The organism is Rhodobacter capsulatus SB 1003, from assembly GCF_000021865.1.
Lineage (GTDB): Bacteria > Pseudomonadota > Alphaproteobacteria > Rhodobacterales > Rhodobacteraceae > Rhodobacter > Rhodobacter capsulatus_B.
The window spans coordinates 2996524-3014675 of record NC_014034.1; the positions used below are offsets into that span (position 1 = coordinate 2996524).

Below are 18152 nucleotides of genomic sequence, written 5' to 3' on the forward strand. Positions count from 1 at the left end.
GCGACGGCCCCCACCGCATGCAGAAAGACCGGGCCAGAATGCCCGCCGGGCGGCCCTGCGTCAAATTTCGTGAAGAATTGCTGAACGGCGGCAACCAATCCGCCCCGCCTGCCCGCCACTTGTTGCGGTTACGGCAACAATGCCCGGATTTCGCCGCAATCGGATCGAATCATCCGCTTTCGGCCGGGGGTGGCAGCCCCCGGCCGCTGCGGCAGCCGATCATGCCCGAAGGCGCGGCCCCAAAGGCGGAAAGGATCAGCAGGCGGCCAGCGCGGGCCGCTTGGCCGCGACCGGGGCAGCGGCCCCCTTGCGCCGTGCCAGCATCTCGGCCCGGCGGGCACCGCGTTGCCAGGGCATCGCGACGGAGGCCTTGGCGGCGCTGTCAAGGGCGGTCTGCATCCAGCGCGGGGTCGGTTTCAGGGTCATTCTGCTCTCCTGCGGTTCTTGCGGACCGATGCCAGGCATCGGCCCCTGAGGTGTTTTCCCCCCGCAATACGGCGGCGATTGGGCACCAAGCGTGCTTTCCTGCGCCACCCGCGGGCGAAATCATGGCAGGAAGTGTTGCGCGAAACTGCAAAATAAAGGGTTAACGGGCGTTGCGGCGCGGATTGCGCCACAATCCGGGCCCGACAGGCGCGGACCGCCCGCGCCTAAAGCCGAATCGCCGAGATCAGGCGGCCGTAATCGGCCTCGCCCGCATGGGTGGTGCGGCGGAAGGAATAGAACCGCTCGGGATCGGCATAGGTGCAGTGCCGCGTCCATTCCGCCTGCCCGACCCCGGCCGCGCGCAGCCGTGCAAGCCCGTAGCCCGGCAGGTCGAACATCGGCTTGCCCGCGGGGCCGCCCGCAAAGAACCGCGCCGCCTGCGGATCGTCGATCAGGAAGTTTTCCATGAAATCATCGCCGACCTCATAGGCGCGCTGCGAAATGCAGGGCCCGATCACCGCGGAAATCCGCGCCCGATCGGCCCCCAGCGCCTCCATCGCGTCCAGCGTCGCTTCCAGCACGCCGTCGCGGCTGCCGCGCCAGCCCGCATGGGCCGCGCCCACCACACCGGCCACCCGGTCGGCAAACAGCACCGGCTGGCAATCCGCCGTCAGCACGCTGAGCACGATGCCGGGGCGTTTCGTCACCAGCGCATCGGCGCGCATCGTCTCGGCGGGGACCTCCTCGACCACCAGCACATCGGCGGAATGGATCTGATGCACCCCCACCAGCGCCGCGGGCAGGACCCCCATCGCCGTCGCCACCCGCGCCCGGTTCAGCGCCACCGCCTCGGTCTGATCCGAGGACCCATGGCCGCAATTGAGCCCGGCGAAGATGCCGGAAGAGGCCCCCCCCTTGCGGGTGAAAAACCCGTGCGTCACCCCCGAAAGGGCCGGAGAGGTCAGGATTTCAAGCGTCGTGGGCATGGATCAGACATCGAAGCCCGGGGGCACCGGGGCGGTTGCGGGAAAAATGGCAAGACTTTGGAACACCTGACCCATTTCTTCGGGATGGGTCAAGCGCCGATGCGCGGCGACATGCGCCTCCCGCGCCGCCCCGGACAGCCGCGCCGCCAGTGCCTCGGCCCGGGCGGTGATGCCGAGACGTTCCAGCAGCACCCCCTGCGCGGTCATCGCCGAGGCCTGCGCCCCCGCCGCCCGGGCGGCTTCGGCCAAGGGTTCGAAGGCGACATGGGCGGTCAGATCGGCCTCGCCCGGGGTGGCGAAAGGGTCGCAAAAGCCATGCGCCCTGACCGCCTGAAAGGTGTCGCCCAGGCTGCGCCAATGGCCGTAATCGATCACCAGCGCGACGCCGCCATGGGTGGCGATGCGGCGGGCGATTTCCCCCATGATCGGCGCGGCGGCGGGACAGGTTTCCACCACATCGCCCGGTGTCGTATCGACGAGCCGGTGTTCCAGCGCGGCAAAGCGGGTCGGCGGCGCAAGGCCGGGCACAAGGCACTCGCCCACGAGACCCACCTGACGCTCGGCCCAACCTGCCTCGGTGCGCAGGAATTGCCGGATCGGCAGGGCGTCGAAGAACTCGTTCGCGAGCAGGAACAGCGGCGCCTCGGGCAGGGTTGCGACACTGTCATGCCAGCTGACCGGATGCGCGGCGAGCGTCTGGCGCTGCACCGCGCGCAGGGTGGGCGAGGCCTCGATCAGATGCAGCCGCGCCGCATCCGCCATGCCGGGCACGCGGGCGATCACCCGCGTCACATCGGCCAAAAGCGTGCCCCGCCCCGGCCCGATCTCGGCCAAAATGAAGGGCGCGGGGCGGCCCTGATCCAGCCAGACCTGCGCCAGACAGAGGCCCAGCATCTCGCCGAACATCTGGCTGATCTCCGGCGCGGTGATGAAATCGCCCGCCCGGCCAAAGGGATCGCGGGTGGCGTAATAGCCGTGCTCGGGATGCAGCAGGCAGGCGGCCATATACTGGTCCAGCCCGATCGGCCCCTCGGCCGCGATGCGCGCAGCGAGAAGCCGGGCGAGCGGCGTCACCTTGCCCCCCGCATCCGGGCGTAAAGCACCAGCATCAGCCCCATGGCGATCATCGGCGCCGAGAGCAGCTGCCCCATGGTGATGCCGATATCGCCCAGAAAATAGGCATAGCCCATCGGATTGGTCGCGCTGGCGAATTGCGCATCGGGCTGGCGGAACAGCTCGACAAAGGCGCGGGCGAGCCCGTAGCCGATCAGGAACACCCCCATCAGCAGCCCCGGGCGGCGCAGCGCGCCGCGGGCGAACAGCGCCCAGAGCACGGCGCCCAGAACCAGCCCCTCAAGCCCGGCCTCGTAAAGCTGCGAGGGATGGCGGGCGCAGGCGTAATCGACCTGCCCGGCCCAGCCGTTGCAGATTTGCGCCGCCTCGACCGGGAAGATCACGCCCCAGGGCATGTCGGTCGGCCGCCCCCAAAGCTCGGGCTTGATGAAATTCGCGATCCGGCCCAGGAACAGCCCGATCGGCGCCACCAGCGCAAAGGCATCGCCCACGGACAGGGGCGCGATGCCGCGCCGCCAGCAAAAGACGAGCCCCGCGACGACGACGCCCGCAAAGCCGCCATGGAACGACATGCCGCCTTCCCAGACCCGGAAAATCGCCAGCGGATCAGCCAGATAGGTGGCGGGATCGTAGAACAGCACAAAGCCCAGCCGCCCGCCGAGGATGACGCCCAGGATCACCCAGGTCAGCAGATCCTCGACCGCTTCGGGCGGCATCGGCGCGGCCCTGCCCCAGAGCTTCGGGCGCCGCATCAGCGCGACGACGATGCGCCAGCCCGCCAGAAGGCCTGCGATATAGGCCAGCGCATACCAGCGGATCGGCCAGTCGAGGATCGGGATCTCGAACGCGTCGGGGGAGATGTCGGGGAAAGGAAGGGCCATGACGTCCTCGGGCTGAAGCGGTGCCACTTGGCCCTTGCGCTGCGGCGAAGTCAACCTTGTCTCGGCGGGCCTGACAGCCCATATAGGGCGCAAGCGGGGCCGGTGCGGCGGCCCGCAGGCAGAAGGTGAAGACGATGCAAGCTCCGAACAAACTTTTCGACGAGATGTCGAAGCTGATGACCAATGCGATGGGCGTGGCGCAGGGCGCCAAGACCGAGGCGGAAACGGCGATGAAAAGCTGGATGGACCGCTGGATGGCGGATCGCGATTTCGTCACCCGCGAGGAATTCGACGCGGTGAAGGCGATGGCCGCGAAAGCGCGCGAGGAAAACGAGGCGCTGAAGGCGCGTCTCGACGCGCTGGAAGCGAAGTAAGCTTTCGGCTTCTTCCCGGGAAAGATACGCCCGCCGAAGGTTCGCGCCTTCGGCGGTTTTGCTTTGATCGGTCCCTTCGGGCGGATCAGGAAAGGCACCGCCTTTCCCCGCCCGCGGCACGACGCGGATGAAACGACCGCATCCCCGAGCACGACGAGAGGCCAGCGCCCAGCCCCGGCGGGCGAGAAGCGCCCGCCATGGGCGGGGCGGGCGCTGGCCGGGACGCTTTGGCGCCCCGGCGGTCACGGGACATCTGTTTCGCATGGCCTCGGCGATGGCCGAGGCCAGATCAGCGTCACTTCAGCGCCACATCCTGCGCCAGCCCGCCATCGGGGCGATAGACCAGCACCCGGCCGCTTTCCGTCACAACCACGGTAAAGCCCCGCCCGAAGGTCACGGCCTCGGCCTTTTCCCCCGCGGGGAGCGTGATCGCAGCGGGCAGCGCGGGCAGTTTCGTCGCCCCCGGCAGGCGGGTGACAAGCAGGAAGATGATCGTTAGAAGGCCGAAGATCATCACCCCCGCAAGGGTGGTGGTGAGAATCTTCAGAAACTTCACCTCGGGCGGCGGCGCCGGATCGGAAGGCATCATGTCGGACATCGCGGCACACCTCCTGCGCATCGAAATCGGCGAAGACCCCGCCGAGCGGCTTGATAAGGCATTGGCGGCGCTTGTGCCAGAAGAAGCGGCGCTGTCGCGCTCGCGTCTGGCCCGGCTGATCGCCGAGGGCGCGGTGACACGGGACGGCGTCGCGATCACCGATCAGAAGGCCAAGGTCGCCCCGGGCGAGGTCTACATGATCGCGGTTGAGCCGCCCCGCGCGGTCGAAACCCTGGCGCAGGACATTCCGCTGACCGTGCTTTGGGAAGACGAGGACCTGATCGTGATCGACAAGCCCGCGGGGATGGTGGTGCATCCGGCGCCCGGCTCCGAGGACGGCACGCTCGTCAATGCGCTGCTTCATCATTTCGGCGGCAGGCTGTCGGGCATCGGCGGCGAGGCGCGGCCGGGCATCGTGCACCGGATCGACAAGGAAACCTCGGGCCTGCTCGTCGTGGCGAAATCCGACCGCGCGCATCACGGCCTTGCGGCGCAATTCGAGAAACACACGGTGCACCGCCATTACACCGCGCTGGTGCAGGGCGTGCCCTCTGCCGCCGATCCGCGGCTGCGCGGCATCCGCGGGGTGAATTTCGAACAGGGCGGCATCCTGAAGATCACCTCGCAGCTCGCCCGCCACCCGACCGACCGGCAGCGCCAGGCGGTGCTGTTCACCGGCGGGCGCCATGCGGTGACCCGCGCCCGCACGGTCGAGGCCTTTGGCGGCGTCGCGGCCTTGATGGATTGCTGGCTCGAAACCGGGCGCACGCATCAGATCCGGGTGCATATGGCGCATGTGGGGCATGGGCTGGTGGGCGATCCGACCTATGGCGGCAAGCGGAAACTCTCGGTCCGCGCGGTCGGTGCCGCCGCGGCCGAGGCGGTGGCCAATTTCCCCCGTCAGGCGCTGCATGCGACGACGCTGGGCTTTACCCATCCGGTCACCGGCGAGGAGCTCAGCTTCACCTCCCCCCTGCCCGAAGATTTCGAGGCGCTGCTGGCAACCTTGCGCGCCGGGCCGCAGATCACCTGATCTCACGCTTGCGTCATCAGTGCTTGCCCGGCGCCGGATTCCGGCCCATCCTGCGTTCATCCCCATGACCGGCGGCCGAACCCCTTGAAAGGGCAGGCCTCCTTCCCCATCTGGGGCCCGAAGGGAGACTGAACCGATGTCGAGCTATGCCAACCTGCCAGCCCCCAGCCCCGAACAGGGTCTGAACCGCTATCTGCAGGAAATCCGCAAGTTTCCGCTTCTGGAACCGGAAGAGGAATACATGCTGGCCAAGGCCTGGGTCGATCATCAGGACCCGAAAGCCGCGCATCGGCTGGTGACCTCGCACCTGCGGCTGGCGGCAAAGATCGCCATGGGCTATCGCGGCTACGGCCTGCCGCAGGCCGAGGTGATTTCCGAGGCGAATGTGGGCCTGATGCAGGCGGTGAAACGCTTCGACCCGGAACGCGGCTTCCGGCTGGCGACCTATGCGATGTGGTGGATCCGCGCCGCGATCCAGGAATACATCCTGCGCTCGTGGTCCCTGGTGAAGCTGGGCACCACCTCGGCGCAAAAGAAGCTCTTCTTCAACCTGCGCAAGGCGAAATCGAAGATCGGCGCGCTGGACGAGGGCGATCTGCGCCCCGATGCGGTGGCGAAGATCGCGCATGATCTGAACGTCAGCGAAGACGACGTGATCGAGATGAACCGCCGTCTGGCGGGGTCGGATGCGTCCTTGAACGCGCAGGTGGGCGCCAGCGATGGCGAAAGCGCCACGCAATGGCAGGATTGGCTCGAGGACGAGGATGCCGATCAGGCCGAGGCCTATGCCGAGGCCGACGAATTGCAGGCCCGCCGCGCGATGCTGGTCGCGGCAATGGATGTGCTGAACGAACGCGAACGCGACATCCTGATGGCGCGGCGGCTGCGTGACGAGCCGGTGACGCTCGAGGAACTCTCGTCGCAATATGACGTCAGCCGCGAACGCATCCGGCAGATCGAGGTCCGGGCGTTTGAAAAGCTGCAGGGCCGGATGAAGGCGCTGGCCAAGGAAAAGGGCATGAGCCTGCCGGGCTGACATTGCCCGCCCCGGCCCCGCGCGCTAGCTTGGGGCCAAAGGGAGAGGACCATGCAGCCAGTCAATTTCGGAATTCTCGGCGCGTCGGATTTCGCGGCGCGCCGGATGGGGCCTGCGCTCCATGCGGCGCGGGGCGCGCGTCTGGCGGCGCTGGCGACATCCAGCCCCGCGAAAGCTACGGCCTTCACCGCCTTCGCCCCCGATCTGACCCTGCATGAGAGCTACGAGGCGCTGCTGGCCGATCCCGCGATCGAGGCGGTCTATATCCCGCTTCCGAACCATCTGCATGTGGACTGGGGGATCAGGGCGCTTCAGGCGGGCAAGCATGTGCTGATCGAAAAGCCGCTGGCCCTGCGGGCCGAGGAGATCGACCCGCTGATCGCCGCCCGCGACGCCAGCGGCAAATGCGCGGCCGAGGCCTATATGATCGTGCATCACCCGCAATGGCAGCTGGCGCGGCGCTGGCTCGACGAGGGCCGGATCGGGCGGCTGAAACATGCCGATGTCGTGTTCTGCTTCGACAACCCCGACCCGGGGAACATCCGCAACCGCGCCGAGACCGGCGGCGGCTCGATCCCCGATATCGGCGTCTATGCCTATTCCTCGATCCGCTTCGCGGCGCGGGCGGAACCGGTGCGGCTTGCGTCGCGGATCAAACGCGAGAACGGCGTCGACACGTTCGCCCAGGTCTGGGGCGAGATGGCGGGCCCGGGCGGGGAGTTCACCTTTGCCGCGATGACCTCGACCCGGCTTTTCCCGCGCCAGGAGGTGACCTTGCAGGGCGAGACCGGCCGGATCACCTTTACGGCCCCGTTCAACGCCGCCGCCTTCGATCAGGCCGAGATCACCTTGCACGGCATGAGCAGCACCGAAACCCACCGCTTCCCCGGGGTGAACCAATATGTGCTGCAGGTCGAAGCCTTTGCCCGCCACATCCGCGACGGCGAACCCTTCCTCTGGACGCTGGAAGAGGCGCGCAAGGGACAGGCGATGATCGATCTGGTGCGCGCGGGCGAGATCTGAGGGCAAGGCGGGGGGCGCTGCCCCCCTCTTGGCCTGACGGCCAATTCACCCCCCGGGATATTTGGACCAAGGTGAAAGCAGATCCCGGTTTGCCTTTCACCTTGGCGCAAATATCCCGGGGGGAGTCCCGCGGGGACGGGGGGCAGAGCCCCCCTGCCCCCCTGGGGCCGAGCGCTCAGGCGTGTTTGGCGAGCCGCTCTTCGAGCACGTCGAAGGGCACGCCGGGGTCGTCCTTGGCGCAGCGGATGACGAGCGAGGTCTTCACGCTTGCCACATTCTCGGCTGCGGTCAGCTGCCCGGTCAGGAAATTCTGGAACGTGCTCAGATCCGGCGCCGCGCATTTCAGCACGAAGTCGATCTCGCCGTTCAGCATGTGGCATTCGCGCACCAAGGGCCAGGCCTGGCAGCGGCGCTCAAACGCGCTCAGATCCGTTTCCGCCTGGCTGTGCAGCCGCACCATCGCGAAGACCTGCACCTCGAAGCCCAGCTCGCGCGGGTTCACATCGGCGTGATAGCCGCGAATGTAGCCCGCCTCTTCCAGCGTGCGCACCCGCCGCAGGCAGGGCGGTGCCGAAATGCCGACGCGCTTGGCCAATTCGACGTTCGTCATCCGGCCATCCGCCTGCAGCTCGGCCAGAATCTTCCGGTCGATCTCGTCGAGCTTGCTCGTGCCCATGCCGAACCTCCTTGGCTGCGCAAACCTTATCTTCCAGCGCCAAGCTGCGCAATATTGTTTCGCCCTTTCGGGCGCAAGCGCAATCGCCCGGGAAAGCCCCGGGTGCGACACAGCGGTGCCGCGCGGGGGTTTTCCCGGGCCTGTCTGCTGCTTATATGAGCGGCGTCACAACAGGAGTTCCGGCATGAGCGACACGAAGCATACGAAGGTTCTGATCATCGGGTCGGGGCCGGCCGGCTATACGGCCGCGGTCTATGCCTCGCGCGCGATGCTGAAGCCGATCCTCGTGCAGGGGATGCAGCCGGGCGGGCAGCTGACGATCACCACCGAGGTGGAAAACTGGCCCGGCCGCACCGAGGTGCAGGGGCCGGAGCTGATGGTGCAGATGGAAGAACATGCCCGCGCGATGGGCGCCGAGGTCATCACCGACATCATCACCAAACTGGATCTGGGCACCCGGCCCTTTGTCGCGACGGGCGACTCGGGCACGGTCTATACTGCGGACACGGTCATTCTGGCCACCGGGGCGCAGGCGCGCTGGCTTGGCCTGCCGTCGGAGCAGAAATTCCAGGGCTTCGGCGTCTCGGCCTGCGCCACCTGCGACGGGTTCTTCTATCGCGGCAAGGAGGTCGTGGTGGTCGGCGGCGGCAATGCGGCGGTCGAGGAGGCGATGTTCCTGACCAATTTCGCGTCGAAGGTCACCGTGATCCACCGCCGCGACAGTTTCCGCGCCGAAAAGATCCTGATCGAGCGGCTGAAGAAGAACCCGAAGATCGAGGTGATCTGGAATGCCACGGTCGAGGAGGTGCTGGGCACCGAGGCGCCTTTGGGCGTCACCGGCTGCCGCATCAGGGACGTGCAGACCGGGGCCGAACGCGAGATCCCCTGCCACGGTTTCTTTGTCGCCATCGGCCATGCGCCCGCCTCGGAGCTGGTCAAGGACCAGCTCGAGCTGCATCACGGCGGCTATGTGAAGGTGGAACCGGGCACGACCCGCACCGGCATTCCGGGCGTCTTTGCCGCGGGCGATCTGACCGATCACACCTATCGGCAGGCGATCACCTCGGCGGGGATGGGCTGCATGGCGGCGCTCGATGCCGAACGCTGGCTGGCCGAACAGGGCTGAGGCGCAACGAAAAGGGCCGCCCGAGGGCGGCCCGTTTCAGACTGTGACAGGCTCAGGCCGCGACGGCCTTGGCCTTCAGTTTCGCCTTGGCCTTTTCCTTGGCGCGGATCTGCGAGCGTTTGATCGCATCGGCGATCCCCACGACCATCGAGATCACCAGAGCCGCCGAGAGCGTTTCGGCGAAGCTGGCCGGGCCGTAGAGCTGGAACATTTCCATCGGCATCGGCGCATAGTTCCACAGCGCGACCAGCGACAGGCCGACCACGAAGATCCACGAGACGATCCCCGCCGCCAGCACGTTGAAGCGGGACACCAGCATCCGCATCGCCAGCGCGAAGACAAGACACCAGGCAGCCCATTTCATCATGTCGTCGGGATAGGCCATCCCGAGCGTGCTGTAGTATTCTTCCCACTGGCTTTTCAGCCAGACCTGATTGATGCCGTACTCGCAACCGGAGATCCACACCCAACCGGCAATGATAGGCGTCAGACTTGATTTCAGACCCATGACTTCCCCTCAAAGCAAACTTCGGGGCACGATAGCACCGCTTCGGACCGCAACAAACGGCGTGGATTGACGCAGTTTGCAGAAACTTCGTTCCGGCCTTCGGCACAAACGCACCAAAACCGCCTTCTTTCACCGGGCACCCCCGGCTTTTGCTTGAAAAACGCCCTATTTGCGGGCAAAGCCGCGCCCAAGCGCCGGTGTGGCGCGGCGGTTAGCCCTCGAAAAAAAGCAGGTCAAGCGATGACTCTTCCCAATCTGGCTCCCATTCCGGAGCTTTATGTTTCCCACGAATCCGCCCAGAAGCTGAAGATCGAAGCGGGCAACCTGCCGTCCTGGGACCTGACGCCGCGGCAGATCTGCGACCTTGAACTCTTGATGAACGGCGGTTTCTTCCCGCTGAAAGGCTTTCTGGGCGAGGCCGATTACGACGGCGTCGTGGAGAACATGCGTCTGGCCGATGGCACGCTTTGGCCGATGCCGATCACGCTCGACGTGACCGAGAAATTCGCCGAAGGCATCGCGCCGGGCCAGGACATCGCGCTGCGCGATCAGGAAGGCGTGATTTTGGCGATCCTGTCGGTCACCGACAAATGGGTGCCGAACAAGGCCAAGGAAGCCGAAAAGGTCTTTGGCGCCGATGATCTGGCGCATCCGGCGGTGAATTACCTGCACAACACCGCGGGCGCGATCTATCTGGGCGGGCCGATCACCGGCATCCAGCAGCCCGTGCATTATGATTTCAAGGGCCGCCGCGACACGCCGAACGAGCTGCGCGCCTATTTCCGCAAGCTGGGCTGGCAAAAGATCGTCGCCTTCCAGACCCGCAACCCGCTGCACCGCGCGCATCAGGAACTGACCTTCCGCGCCGCCCGCGAGGCGCAGGCGAACCTGCTGATCCACCCCGTCGTCGGCATGACGAAACCGGGCGATGTCGATCACTTCACCCGGGTGCGCTGCTATGAAGCCGTGCTCGATCAATACCCGCAATCGACCACGACGATGAGCCTTCTGAACCTGGCGATGCGGATGGCGGGCCCGCGCGAGGCGGTCTGGCACGGGCTGATTCGCAAGAACCACGGCGTCACCCATTTCATCGTCGGCCGCGACCACGCCGGTCCCGGCAAGAACAGCCAGGGCGTCGATTTCTACGGCCCCTATGATGCGCAGACCCTTTTCAAGCAATATGAAGAGGAAATCGGCGTCACCATGGTCGATTTCAAGCACATGGTCTATGTGCAGGAAAAGGCGCAATATTACCCGGCGAACGAAGTGCCGGAGGGCTGCACCGTCCTGGACATCTCGGGCACCGAACTGCGCCGCCGTCTGCGCGAGGGGCTTGATATCCCGGAATGGTTCAGCTTCCCGCAGGTGGTCGCAGAGCTGCGCCGCACCTCGCCTGCGCGGGCCAAACAGGGCTTCACCGTCTTCTTCACCGGCCTCTCGGGCTCGGGCAAATCGACGATCGCGAACGCGCTGATGGTCAAGCTGATGGAGATGGGCGGGCGTCCGGTGACGCTGCTTGACGGTGATGTGGTGCGCAAGCATCTGTCCTCGGAACTCGGCTTCTCGAAAGAGCACCGCGACATCAACATCAAGCGCATCGGCTATGTCGCCTCGGAAATCACCAAGAACGGCGGCATCGCGATCTGCGCGCCGATCGCGCCCTATACCGCGACCCGCCGCGCCGTGCGCGAGATGATCGAGGCCTATGGCGCCTTTGTCGAAGTGCATGTGGCGACCTCGCTTGAAGAATGCGAAAGCCGCGACCGCAAGGGGCTTTACAAGCTCGCCCGCGAAGGCAAGATCAAGGAATTCACCGGCATTTCCGACCCTTACGAAGTGCCCACGAGCCCGGAACTGGCCGTCGACACCACCGGCGTCGATGTCGATCACTGCGCGCATCAGGTGATCCTGAAGCTGGAATCGATGGGCCTGATCAAGGCGTAAGCCTTTCGAAAGACACAGGAAACGCCCCGGGAAACCCCGGGGCGTTTTGCTTTTGCCCCGTGCTTCAGCTTGGCCGCGGCCCGTGACGCGGCCATGCGAGACATGCGCCCCAGGACCCCGGGGGCCCAAAGGCCCCCGGGCAGCGCCCGCCCCGCCCATGGCGGGCGCTTCTCGCCCGCCGGGGCAGGCGCCGCCCTCTGGTGTGCATGGGGCAGGCGGTCCTGTTGCGGCCGGGGGACACCGGGCGGGGAAATCCCCTGCCGCCCCTGTCGCGATGATGTCGAGCGGTTCAGTGCACGCTGACCGCGGTGATCTCGTTTTGCCGCGCCAGCACGAAGGCCATCTCGCGGTCCTTCACCAGCGCCAGCCGCTCGCCGTTGATGTTGTGCAGCGCATACATGTGGTCGATATGGCCCACCCGGTCGCGGATTTCGGCCGGGATTTCGGTCACCGGGACCGGCCGGACATAAACAATGCGCTCGCCCGCGGCGACGTCGAAGTCAGCTCTGTGATCCATGATGCCCCCTTATTTTCTGCGGATCGGAATCGTCTGCACCACCGGCTCGGGCTGGGCCCGTTTCAGCTCGACGTGCAGCAGGCCATTTTCCAGCGCGGCCCCCGAGACCTCGACGCCATCGGCCAGCACGAAGCTGCGCTGAAAGGCGCGGGCCGCGATGCCGCGGTGCAGGAAGATGCGCTCGGACCCGTCATCGGCCTGTCGGCCGCGGATGACCAGGGCGCGATCCTCCATGGTGATCGCCAGATCGGCCTCGGCAAAGCCCGCCACCGCCAGGGTGATGCGGAATTCGTCCGGTCCCGATTGCTCGATATTGTAGGGCGGATAGGCGTCGGACCCGGATTTTGCGGTCCGTTCGACAAGGCGCTCCAGCTGGTCGAAGCCCAGCAGATAAGGATGTGCGCCGAAGCTCAGTTTCGTCATTGGCAAGCCCTTTGGAAAGCGACGTTGCATGTGGACCCCGCAAGGCGGCAGCCCCATGCTCAGGATATGGGCAGCCCGCCCGCAGGTGCAAGGGGGCGGCGGCGCGTCGCAGTCAGGAAATTTCCCGCAAGGCCCGCGGATTTGATATGATCGGACAAAAGCGGGGCGAGTCGGGGGGGCTTGGCTCTGCTTGTCTGTCTCAGCCGGTGATCGGACCATGCCATGAATGCTCATATCGACAGCCCGATCGAGATGAACTCGGACGAGGTATTGCGCGTCAAGCTTGAAGTGCTGCGGCGCGAGCACCGCGATCTGGACGAGGCGATTTCCGCGCTGGTCAACGCCGCCCACCCCGATCAGCTGCGGCTGGTGCGGCTGAAAAAGCAGAAACTGGCGCTGAAAGACCAGATCGCCCGGATCGAAGACCGGCTGACCCCCGACATCATCGCCTGAGACTTGCCCCTGCGGTCGGTCTGCCTATAGTGCCGCCACAGAATGGGGGGCCGAATGGGCGTGAAAGTGGGAATCATCATGGGAAGCCAGTCCGACTGGGCGACCCTGCGCGAGGCGGCGACGGTTCTGGATGAACTGGGCGTGGCTTACGAAAAGAAGATCGTCTCGGCGCATCGCACCCCGGACCGGCTCTGGGCCTATGGCAAGACCGCGGTTGAACGCGGGTTGCAGGTGATCATCGCGGGCGCCGGGGGGGCTGCGCATCTGCCGGGCATGATGGCCTCGAAAACCCGCGTGCCGGTCGTCGGCGTGCCGGTGCAGACGAAGGCGCTGGCGGGCGTCGACAGTCTTTATTCGATCGTGCAGATGCCCAAAGGCTTTCCCGTCGCCACGATGGCGATCGGCGCTGCGGGCGCGGCCAATGCCGGGCTGATGGCGGCGGGGATCCTCGCGCTGCAGGATCCCGACCTTGCAACCCGGCTCGATGCCTGGCGCGAGGCCCTTTCCGCCTCCATTCCCGACGAGCCGCAAGATGACTGAGATGCTGAAACCGGGCGCCACCATCGGCATTCTGGGCGGCGGGCAGCTGGGGCGGATGCTCTCGGTCGCGGCCTCGCGCCTTGGTCTGACATGCGCGATCTTCGAACCCGGCGCCAATCCGCCCGCGGGTCAGGTCGCCGACCGGGTCTTTACCGCGCCCTATGACGACGAAGCCGCCCTGCGGGCCTTTGCCGAAGCGGTCGATGTCATCACCTATGAATTCGAGAACATCCCGACCTCGGCGCTCGATCTGCTGGAAAGCCTGCGTCCGATCCGGCCGGGGCGCAAGGCGCTGGCCACCTCGCAGGACCGGATCCTGGAAAAGTCGTTCCTGAACGGCATCGGCCTGACCACCGCGCCCTGGGCCGAGGTGACCGATGCCGCTTCGCTGGATGCCGCGATTGCACAGATCGGCACGCCCTCGATCCTGAAGACGACGCGGCTGGGCTATGACGGCAAGGGGCAGGCGCGGATCATGACCCCCGCCGACGCGCCCGGGGCGCTGGCCGCGATGGGCGGGGCAACGGCGGTTCTGGAAGGCTTCGTCGATTTCAGCGCCGAAATTTCGGTGATCGCCGCACGCGGGCTGGACGGGTCGATTGCCTGTTTCGATCCGGGCGAGAACGTGCACAAGTCGGGCATCCTGCATACGACGACCGTGCCCGCCCGCATCCCCCCTGCCCTGCGCTCGGATGCGGTGCTGGTGGCGGCGCGGATCCTCAATGCGCTGGATTACGTCGGCGTGCTGGGGGTCGAGCTTTTCGTGACGCCCGCGGGCCTTCTGGTGAACGAGATCGCGCCGCGGGTGCATAATTCCGGGCACTGGACACAGGCGGGCTGCGCCGTCGATCAGTTCGAACAGCATATCCGCGCGGTCGCGGGCTGGCCGCTCGGCGATGGCGGGCGCTATGCCGATGTCGAGATGCTGAACCTGATCGGCGCCGACGTGGACCGCATCCCCGAATTTGCCCGGGCAAAGAACACGCAGATCCATCTTTACGGCAAGGCCGAAGCCAAGCCGGGTCGCAAGATGGGCCATGTGAACCGCATTCTCTGACCGCGGCAGCGGGGGCTGTCTGCCCCCGCACCCCCGAGGATATTTCCGCCAAGGTGAAAACAACGCCCTTTCACCTTGGGACAATAGTCCCGGGGGGAGACTTGCCGCAGGCAAGAGGGGGGCAGCGCCCCCCTGCCCGGCTCACGGCAGGGCCAGCCGCTGCAAGGCCGCGCCCCAGCCCGGCACCGGCTCGAACTGGCCCGTGTCCAGAAATGCCAGCACTTCGACGATCACCCTTGGATCATCCATCATCCAGGTGTGGGTGACCGGCAGCACGAGGAAATCCCGCATCCCCGCCTGTTTCGCGCTTGCGACCGAGACCTTGCCGTCATCCGGTCCCGGGATCAGCCAGGAGGTGATCGGGTTCAGGCTGTCCGAGCCCGCGATCACCGCGAAATCGAACCGCGGCACGGCCAGGCGCGCGGGCGCATCGGTGGCGCCGGTGCCAAGCGCCAGCCCCGCCGGGCCGTTCATCCAGCCAAACCAGGCCTGATCGCGAAAGGTGTCGACGATCTCGGACCCGCCATTCGGCGGCGCCAGCATCACCGCGCGGCGGATGCGCGGGGCGTTTTCCCCGCGCTCGGCCCAGATCTGCAGCAGGATGCCGCCCATCGAATGCGTCACCACATCGACCGGCCCCGGCCCGCAGGCGGTAAAGCCCGCCTCGATCCGGTCCGCCAGCTGCGCCACCGTCTCCCTCGTCGAAGGATAGCCAAGGTTCACCACCCGCCTGCCCCGCGCTTCCAGCACCCGCTCCAGCACGAAAAGCGAGCGCGGGCTGCGGGCAAGCCCATGCAGCAGCACGACGCAATCGGCCGCGGCCGGGGCGGCAGTCAGACAGAAAAGCAGAAAGGCCCGGATCAGCATGACCCGAGCCTTGTCGAATTCCCCCGGCCTGTCCAGCGGTTACAGCGTCGAATAAAGCCCCTCGTAGATCGGCACCAGCGTGTCGGTCTCGAACAGCGACGACACCGACGTGCCCGACCAGGTGTTCAGGATCGCCTGCGCGAACATCGGTGCGGTCGGCACGATGCGGATGTTGCGGGCGTTCTTCACCTCTTCGGTGGGCTCGATCGAATCGGTGATGACCAGCGATTTCATCACCGAATTCTCCACCCGCTCCACCGCCGGGCCCGACAGGACGCCGTGGGTGATATAGGCATGCACCTCGGTCGCGCCCGCCTCCATCAGCGTCTCGGCCGCCTTGCACAAAGTCCCCGCCGTGTCGCAGATGTCATCGACGATGATGCATTTCTTGCCGGTGACCTCGCCGATCACCGTCATCCCCGCGACCTCGCCCGCCTTTTCGCGGCGCTTGTCGACGATGGCGAGCGGCGCCCCGATCCGTTTGGCCAGTTCCCGCGCCCGTGCCACCCCGCCCACGTCGGGCGAAATCACCATCAGATCTTCCCGCGCGCCCTTGAAATTGTGCAGGATATCAAGGGCAAAGACCGGCGCGGCGTAAAGGTTGTCCACCGGGATGTCGAAAAAGCCCTGAATCTGCGTCGCGTGCAGATCGAGCGTCAGGACGCGGTCCACCCCGGCTTCCGTCAGCAGGTTCGCCACCAGTTTCGCCGAAATCGGCGTGCGGGCCTTGGCGCGGCGATCCTGCCGGGCATAGCCGAAATAGGGGATGACGGCGGTGATCCGATCCGCCGAGGAGCGCTTGAGCGCATCGGTCATGATCAGCAGTTCCATCAGGTTGTCATTCGCCGGGTTGGAGGTCGGCTGGATGATGTACATGTCCTCGCCGCGGACGTTTTCGTAAACCTCGACGAAGATTTCCTGATCGTTGAAGCGCTCGACGCGGGCATCGACCAGCCCCACCGACATGCCGCGATGCATCGACATCCGCCGCGCGATGGCCTGCGCCAGCGGCCGGTTCGCATTGCCGGAAATGAGCTTCGGTTCGGTCATCGCAGCCATGGCAGTTCCTTTCTTGCCGCTGCGGCAGCAGCGGATTCGGCGGATTGCGCCTGCCTTAGCACCGGGCTAGCCTGCCCGCAAACCTTGCAAGCCGGGGGAGCGATAAGATGGCGCAGATTGATTACTTTTTCTCGGTGTTCAGCCCCTGGACCTATCTGGCCGGGGACCGGCTGGAACGGATCGCCGCGAAACATGGCGCGGCCATCAGGTACAGGCCGCTGGACGTGCTGGCGCTGTTTGACCGCACCGGCGGCGTGCGGCCCGCCGCGCGGCATCCGGCGCGGATGGCCTACCGCAATCAGGAGCTGGCGCGGTGGGCGCAGCATCTGGGGATGGAGATGAACGTCAAGCCCACGATCTATCCGCCGAATGCGGCGCCGGGGTCCTATGCCGTGATCGCGGCGCAGGCAGAGGCGGCGAAAGGGGGCGGCGGCGATGTCGGCGCGCTGGTGCGGGCGATCCTGCGCGCCCTTTGGGTCGAGGATCGCAACATCGGCGAAGATGAGGTGCTGCGCGAAAAGCTGGCCGAGACCGGGTTCGATCCGAACCTCGTCACCACCGGGCTTTTCACCGGCGCGATGGCCTATGAGAAGAACCTGGAAGAGGCGGTGGATCGCGGCGTCTTTGGCGCCCCCTTTTATATCGTCCGCGAAACCGATCAGCGCTTCTGGGGGCAGGACCGGCTTGAGTTCCTTGACGCGCATCTGGGGACGCTCTGATGCCCAAGGACATCCGGCAGGGGCAAGAGATCTTCTGGCAAAGCTTTGGCAGCGGCCCGCGGCCGATGCTGGCCATTCACTGCACCCTTGGCACTTCCGGCCTTTGGGGGCCGGTGCTGGAGCCCCTGGGCGAGACTGTCACCGCGACGAGTTTCGATCAGCCGGGGCATGGGCAATCCGCCGACTGGTCGGCCGAGGGGGCGGAACCGGGCGCATTTCAGCGGCTGGTGACGCAGATCGCGGCCAGTTTCATCGACCGGCCGCTGGATCTGGTGGGCCACAGTTTCGGCGCCTCGGTGGCGCTGCGGCTGGCGGTGGCGGCGCCTGATGCGATCCGCTCGCTGACACTGATCGAGCCGGTGCTGTTCCGCGCCGTCGAGGGCAGCGCCGATTGGGTCGCCCTGCGCGGCCATCAGGACCATTTCGAGACGCTGATCGCCGCGGGCGATCACGACACCGCCGCGCGCGGCTTCATGGGCGCCTGGGGCGCGGGCGTGCCTTGGGAGGATCTGCCCGCGCATCACCGCGCCCGCTTTGCCGCGCAGATGCCGATGGTGGGCAATATTTCTTCGGCCAACTTCACCGATCCGGGGCAGATCTGGCGGCAAGACGGGATCGAGGCGATCGACGCGCCGGTGATGATCCTGCATGGCGATCAAAGCCCGGCCATCGTCCCCCCGGTCTGCGAGGCGATTGCGGCGCGGCTTTCCGATGTGGGGGTGGCCTGCATTCCGGGCGGCGGGCACATGCTGCCCGTGACCCATCCGGCGCAGGTCCGCGATCTGATCGCGATGAACCTCGAGCGCAGTTGAGGAGACGGGAACCGGAC

General features: G+C 66.4%; 22 protein-coding genes. 11 read left to right on the forward strand and 11 right to left on the reverse strand.

Features of this window, described 5'->3' with window-relative positions; genetic code table 11:
- Positions 1-255 precede the first annotated feature (255 nt).
- The 4 genes from RCAP_RS19670 to lgt all read right to left on the reverse strand — a co-directional run bounded on the left by RCAP_RS19670 (position 256) and on the right by lgt (position 3367).
- Positions 256-426, reverse strand: a complete 171-nt coding sequence (locus RCAP_RS19670) for a hypothetical protein (RefSeq protein ID WP_013068511.1) — start codon at positions 424-426, stop codon at positions 256-258.
- Between the two features lie 224 nt (positions 427-650).
- Positions 651-1412 (reverse strand): peptidoglycan editing factor PgeF, encoded by a 762-nt coding sequence (gene pgeF, locus RCAP_RS13885; protein ID WP_013068512.1) that lies wholly within the window; start codon positions 1410-1412, stop codon positions 651-653.
- A gap of 3 nt (positions 1413-1415) precedes the next feature.
- On the reverse strand, positions 1416-2486 hold the full coding sequence (locus RCAP_RS13890) for a class I SAM-dependent methyltransferase (protein ID WP_013068513.1): 1071 nt from the start codon (positions 2484-2486) through the stop codon (positions 1416-1418).
- Positions 2483-3367: a prolipoprotein diacylglyceryl transferase gene (gene lgt / locus RCAP_RS13895; protein ID WP_013068514.1), complete on the reverse strand. Its 885-nt coding sequence runs from the start codon at positions 3365-3367 to the stop codon at positions 2483-2485. Before lgt ends, RCAP_RS13890 begins: the two co-directional genes overlap by 4 nt.
- 134 nt (positions 3368-3501) lie before the next feature.
- Here lgt and RCAP_RS13900 point away from each other — a divergent pair, with 134 nt between their 5' ends.
- The gene (locus tag RCAP_RS13900; protein WP_013068515.1) at positions 3502-3741 is read left to right on the forward strand and encodes an accessory factor UbiK family protein; all 240 of its coding nucleotides are present in this window, start codon (positions 3502-3504) and stop codon (positions 3739-3741) included.
- Between the two features lie 295 nt (positions 3742-4036).
- Here the strand turns inward: RCAP_RS13900 and RCAP_RS13905 are convergent, their stop codons facing one another.
- A complete protein-coding gene (locus RCAP_RS13905) occupies positions 4037-4339 on the reverse strand; it encodes a DUF6476 family protein (protein ID WP_013068516.1) in 303 nt (100 codons plus the stop codon).
- Here RCAP_RS13905 and RCAP_RS13910 point away from each other — a divergent pair.
- The 3 genes from RCAP_RS13910 to RCAP_RS13920 all read left to right on the forward strand — a co-directional run bounded on the left by RCAP_RS13910 (position 4329) and on the right by RCAP_RS13920 (position 7431).
- Positions 4329-5372 (forward strand): RluA family pseudouridine synthase, encoded by a 1044-nt coding sequence (locus RCAP_RS13910; protein WP_013068517.1) that lies wholly within the window; start codon positions 4329-4331, stop codon positions 5370-5372. The genes RCAP_RS13905 and RCAP_RS13910 overlap by 11 nt on opposite strands.
- A 136-nt stretch (positions 5373-5508) precedes the next feature.
- Complete coding sequence (gene rpoH, locus RCAP_RS13915) at positions 5509-6408, forward strand: RNA polymerase sigma factor RpoH (protein ID WP_013068518.1); 900 nt, start codon at positions 5509-5511, stop codon at positions 6406-6408.
- A 51-nt stretch (positions 6409-6459) separates the two neighbouring features.
- Positions 6460-7431 carry a Gfo/Idh/MocA family protein gene (locus RCAP_RS13920; protein WP_013068519.1) on the forward strand — a complete coding sequence of 324 codons (972 nt, stop codon included), beginning with the start codon at positions 6460-6462 and terminating at the stop codon, positions 7429-7431.
- A 175-nt stretch (positions 7432-7606) separates the two neighbouring features.
- On the opposite strand, the gene RCAP_RS13925 is transcribed toward RCAP_RS13920, so the two are convergent.
- Positions 7607-8107 (reverse strand): Lrp/AsnC family transcriptional regulator, encoded by a 501-nt coding sequence (locus tag RCAP_RS13925; RefSeq protein ID WP_013068520.1) that lies wholly within the window; start codon positions 8105-8107, stop codon positions 7607-7609.
- A 184-nt stretch (positions 8108-8291) separates the two neighbouring features.
- Here RCAP_RS13925 and trxB point away from each other — a divergent pair, with 184 nt between their 5' ends.
- Positions 8292-9233: a thioredoxin-disulfide reductase gene (trxB, locus tag RCAP_RS13930; RefSeq protein ID WP_013068521.1), complete on the forward strand. Its 942-nt coding sequence runs from the start codon at positions 8292-8294 to the stop codon at positions 9231-9233.
- 52 nt (positions 9234-9285) lie between these two features.
- On the opposite strand, the gene RCAP_RS13935 is transcribed toward trxB, so the two are convergent.
- Positions 9286-9699, reverse strand: a complete 414-nt coding sequence (locus tag RCAP_RS13935; protein WP_131726001.1) for a hypothetical protein — start codon at positions 9697-9699, stop codon at positions 9286-9288.
- A gap of 282 nt (positions 9700-9981) precedes the next feature.
- Here RCAP_RS13935 and RCAP_RS13940 point away from each other — a divergent pair, with 282 nt between their 5' ends.
- A complete protein-coding gene (locus RCAP_RS13940) occupies positions 9982-11688 on the forward strand; it encodes a bifunctional sulfate adenylyltransferase/adenylylsulfate kinase (protein WP_013068523.1) in 1707 nt (568 codons plus the stop codon).
- Between the two features lie 289 nt (positions 11689-11977).
- Here the strand turns inward: RCAP_RS13940 and RCAP_RS13945 are convergent, their stop codons facing one another.
- Entirely contained in the window at positions 11978-12205 is a 228-nt protein-coding gene (locus RCAP_RS13945; protein ID WP_013068524.1) for a DUF1150 domain-containing protein, read from the reverse strand.
- A 9-nt stretch (positions 12206-12214) separates the two neighbouring features.
- Positions 12215-12628 carry an Hsp20 family protein gene (locus RCAP_RS13950; protein WP_013068525.1) on the reverse strand — a complete coding sequence of 138 codons (414 nt, stop codon included), beginning with the start codon at positions 12626-12628 and terminating at the stop codon, positions 12215-12217.
- Positions 12629-12850: 222 nt separating this feature from the next.
- Here RCAP_RS13950 and RCAP_RS13955 point away from each other — a divergent pair, with 222 nt between their 5' ends.
- Genes RCAP_RS13955 through RCAP_RS13965 form a run of 3 tightly spaced genes read left to right on the forward strand, consistent with a single transcriptional unit; the run spans position 12851 to position 14678 of the window.
- A complete protein-coding gene (locus RCAP_RS13955; RefSeq protein ID WP_013068526.1) occupies positions 12851-13081 on the forward strand; it encodes a YdcH family protein in 231 nt (76 codons plus the stop codon).
- 54 nt (positions 13082-13135) lie between these two features.
- Positions 13136-13621, forward strand: a complete 486-nt coding sequence (purE, locus tag RCAP_RS13960; RefSeq protein WP_013068527.1) for a 5-(carboxyamino)imidazole ribonucleotide mutase — start codon at positions 13136-13138, stop codon at positions 13619-13621.
- On the forward strand, positions 13614-14678 hold the full coding sequence (locus RCAP_RS13965; RefSeq protein ID WP_013068528.1) for a 5-(carboxyamino)imidazole ribonucleotide synthase: 1065 nt from the start codon (positions 13614-13616) through the stop codon (positions 14676-14678). The genes purE and RCAP_RS13965 overlap by 8 nt, the downstream gene beginning before the upstream one ends.
- A 141-nt stretch (positions 14679-14819) precedes the next feature.
- Here the strand turns inward: RCAP_RS13965 and RCAP_RS13970 are convergent, their stop codons facing one another.
- Positions 14820-15545 carry an alpha/beta fold hydrolase gene (locus RCAP_RS13970; protein ID WP_013068529.1) on the reverse strand — a complete coding sequence of 242 codons (726 nt, stop codon included), beginning with the start codon at positions 15543-15545 and terminating at the stop codon, positions 14820-14822.
- A 39-nt stretch (positions 15546-15584) separates the two neighbouring features.
- Positions 15585-16604 carry a ribose-phosphate pyrophosphokinase gene (locus RCAP_RS13975; RefSeq protein ID WP_013068530.1) on the reverse strand — a complete coding sequence of 340 codons (1020 nt, stop codon included), beginning with the start codon at positions 16602-16604 and terminating at the stop codon, positions 15585-15587.
- A gap of 107 nt (positions 16605-16711) precedes the next feature.
- On the opposite strand from RCAP_RS13975, the gene RCAP_RS13980 reads away from it, so the two are divergent.
- Both RCAP_RS13980 and RCAP_RS13985 read left to right on the forward strand, forming a co-directional pair.
- Positions 16712-17323 (forward strand): 2-hydroxychromene-2-carboxylate isomerase, encoded by a 612-nt coding sequence (locus RCAP_RS13980; protein WP_013068531.1) that lies wholly within the window; start codon positions 16712-16714, stop codon positions 17321-17323.
- Positions 17323-18135 (forward strand): alpha/beta fold hydrolase, encoded by an 813-nt coding sequence (locus RCAP_RS13985; RefSeq protein ID WP_013068532.1) that lies wholly within the window; start codon positions 17323-17325, stop codon positions 18133-18135. The genes RCAP_RS13980 and RCAP_RS13985 overlap by 1 nt, the downstream gene beginning before the upstream one ends.
- Positions 18136-18152 lie beyond the last annotated feature (17 nt).

What these genes read in the sequence shown, in the direction of transcription:
- RCAP_RS19670 (WP_013068511.1), bottom strand. Translation starts at nt 426, where the DNA reads ATGACCCTGAAACCGACCCCGCGCTGGATGCAGACCGCCCTTGACAGC.
- pgeF (WP_013068512.1), bottom strand. Translation starts at nt 1,412, where the DNA reads ATGCCCACGACGCTTGAAATCCTGACCTCTCCGGCCCTTTCGGGGGTG.
- lgt (WP_013068514.1), bottom strand. Translation starts at nt 3,367, where the DNA reads ATGGCCCTTCCTTTCCCCGACATCTCCCCCGACGCGTTCGAGATCCCG.
- RCAP_RS13900 (WP_013068515.1), top strand. Translation starts at nt 3,502, where the DNA reads ATGCAAGCTCCGAACAAACTTTTCGACGAGATGTCGAAGCTGATGACC.
- RCAP_RS13910 (WP_013068517.1), top strand. Translation starts at nt 4,329, where the DNA reads ATGTCGGACATCGCGGCACACCTCCTGCGCATCGAAATCGGCGAAGAC.
- RCAP_RS13905 (WP_013068516.1), bottom strand. Translation starts at nt 4,339, where the DNA reads ATGTCCGACATGATGCCTTCCGATCCGGCGCCGCCGCCCGAGGTGAAG.
- rpoH (WP_013068518.1), top strand. Translation starts at nt 5,509, where the DNA reads ATGTCGAGCTATGCCAACCTGCCAGCCCCCAGCCCCGAACAGGGTCTG.
- RCAP_RS13920 (WP_013068519.1), top strand. Translation starts at nt 6,460, where the DNA reads ATGCAGCCAGTCAATTTCGGAATTCTCGGCGCGTCGGATTTCGCGGCG.
- RCAP_RS13925 (WP_013068520.1), bottom strand. Translation starts at nt 8,107, where the DNA reads ATGGGCACGAGCAAGCTCGACGAGATCGACCGGAAGATTCTGGCCGAG.
- trxB (WP_013068521.1), top strand. Translation starts at nt 8,292, where the DNA reads ATGAGCGACACGAAGCATACGAAGGTTCTGATCATCGGGTCGGGGCCG.
- RCAP_RS13940 (WP_013068523.1), top strand. Translation starts at nt 9,982, where the DNA reads ATGACTCTTCCCAATCTGGCTCCCATTCCGGAGCTTTATGTTTCCCAC.
- RCAP_RS13945 (WP_013068524.1), bottom strand. Translation starts at nt 12,205, where the DNA reads ATGGATCACAGAGCTGACTTCGACGTCGCCGCGGGCGAGCGCATTGTT.
- RCAP_RS13950 (WP_013068525.1), bottom strand. Translation starts at nt 12,628, where the DNA reads ATGACGAAACTGAGCTTCGGCGCACATCCTTATCTGCTGGGCTTCGAC.
- RCAP_RS13955 (WP_013068526.1), top strand. Translation starts at nt 12,851, where the DNA reads ATGAATGCTCATATCGACAGCCCGATCGAGATGAACTCGGACGAGGTA.
- purE (WP_013068527.1), top strand. Translation starts at nt 13,136, where the DNA reads ATGGGCGTGAAAGTGGGAATCATCATGGGAAGCCAGTCCGACTGGGCG.
- RCAP_RS13965 (WP_013068528.1), top strand. Translation starts at nt 13,614, where the DNA reads ATGACTGAGATGCTGAAACCGGGCGCCACCATCGGCATTCTGGGCGGC.
- RCAP_RS13970 (WP_013068529.1), bottom strand. Translation starts at nt 15,545, where the DNA reads ATGCTGATCCGGGCCTTTCTGCTTTTCTGTCTGACTGCCGCCCCGGCC.
- RCAP_RS13975 (WP_013068530.1), bottom strand. Translation starts at nt 16,604, where the DNA reads ATGGCTGCGATGACCGAACCGAAGCTCATTTCCGGCAATGCGAACCGG.
- RCAP_RS13980 (WP_013068531.1), top strand. Translation starts at nt 16,712, where the DNA reads ATGGCGCAGATTGATTACTTTTTCTCGGTGTTCAGCCCCTGGACCTAT.
- RCAP_RS13985 (WP_013068532.1), top strand. Translation starts at nt 17,323, where the DNA reads ATGCCCAAGGACATCCGGCAGGGGCAAGAGATCTTCTGGCAAAGCTTT.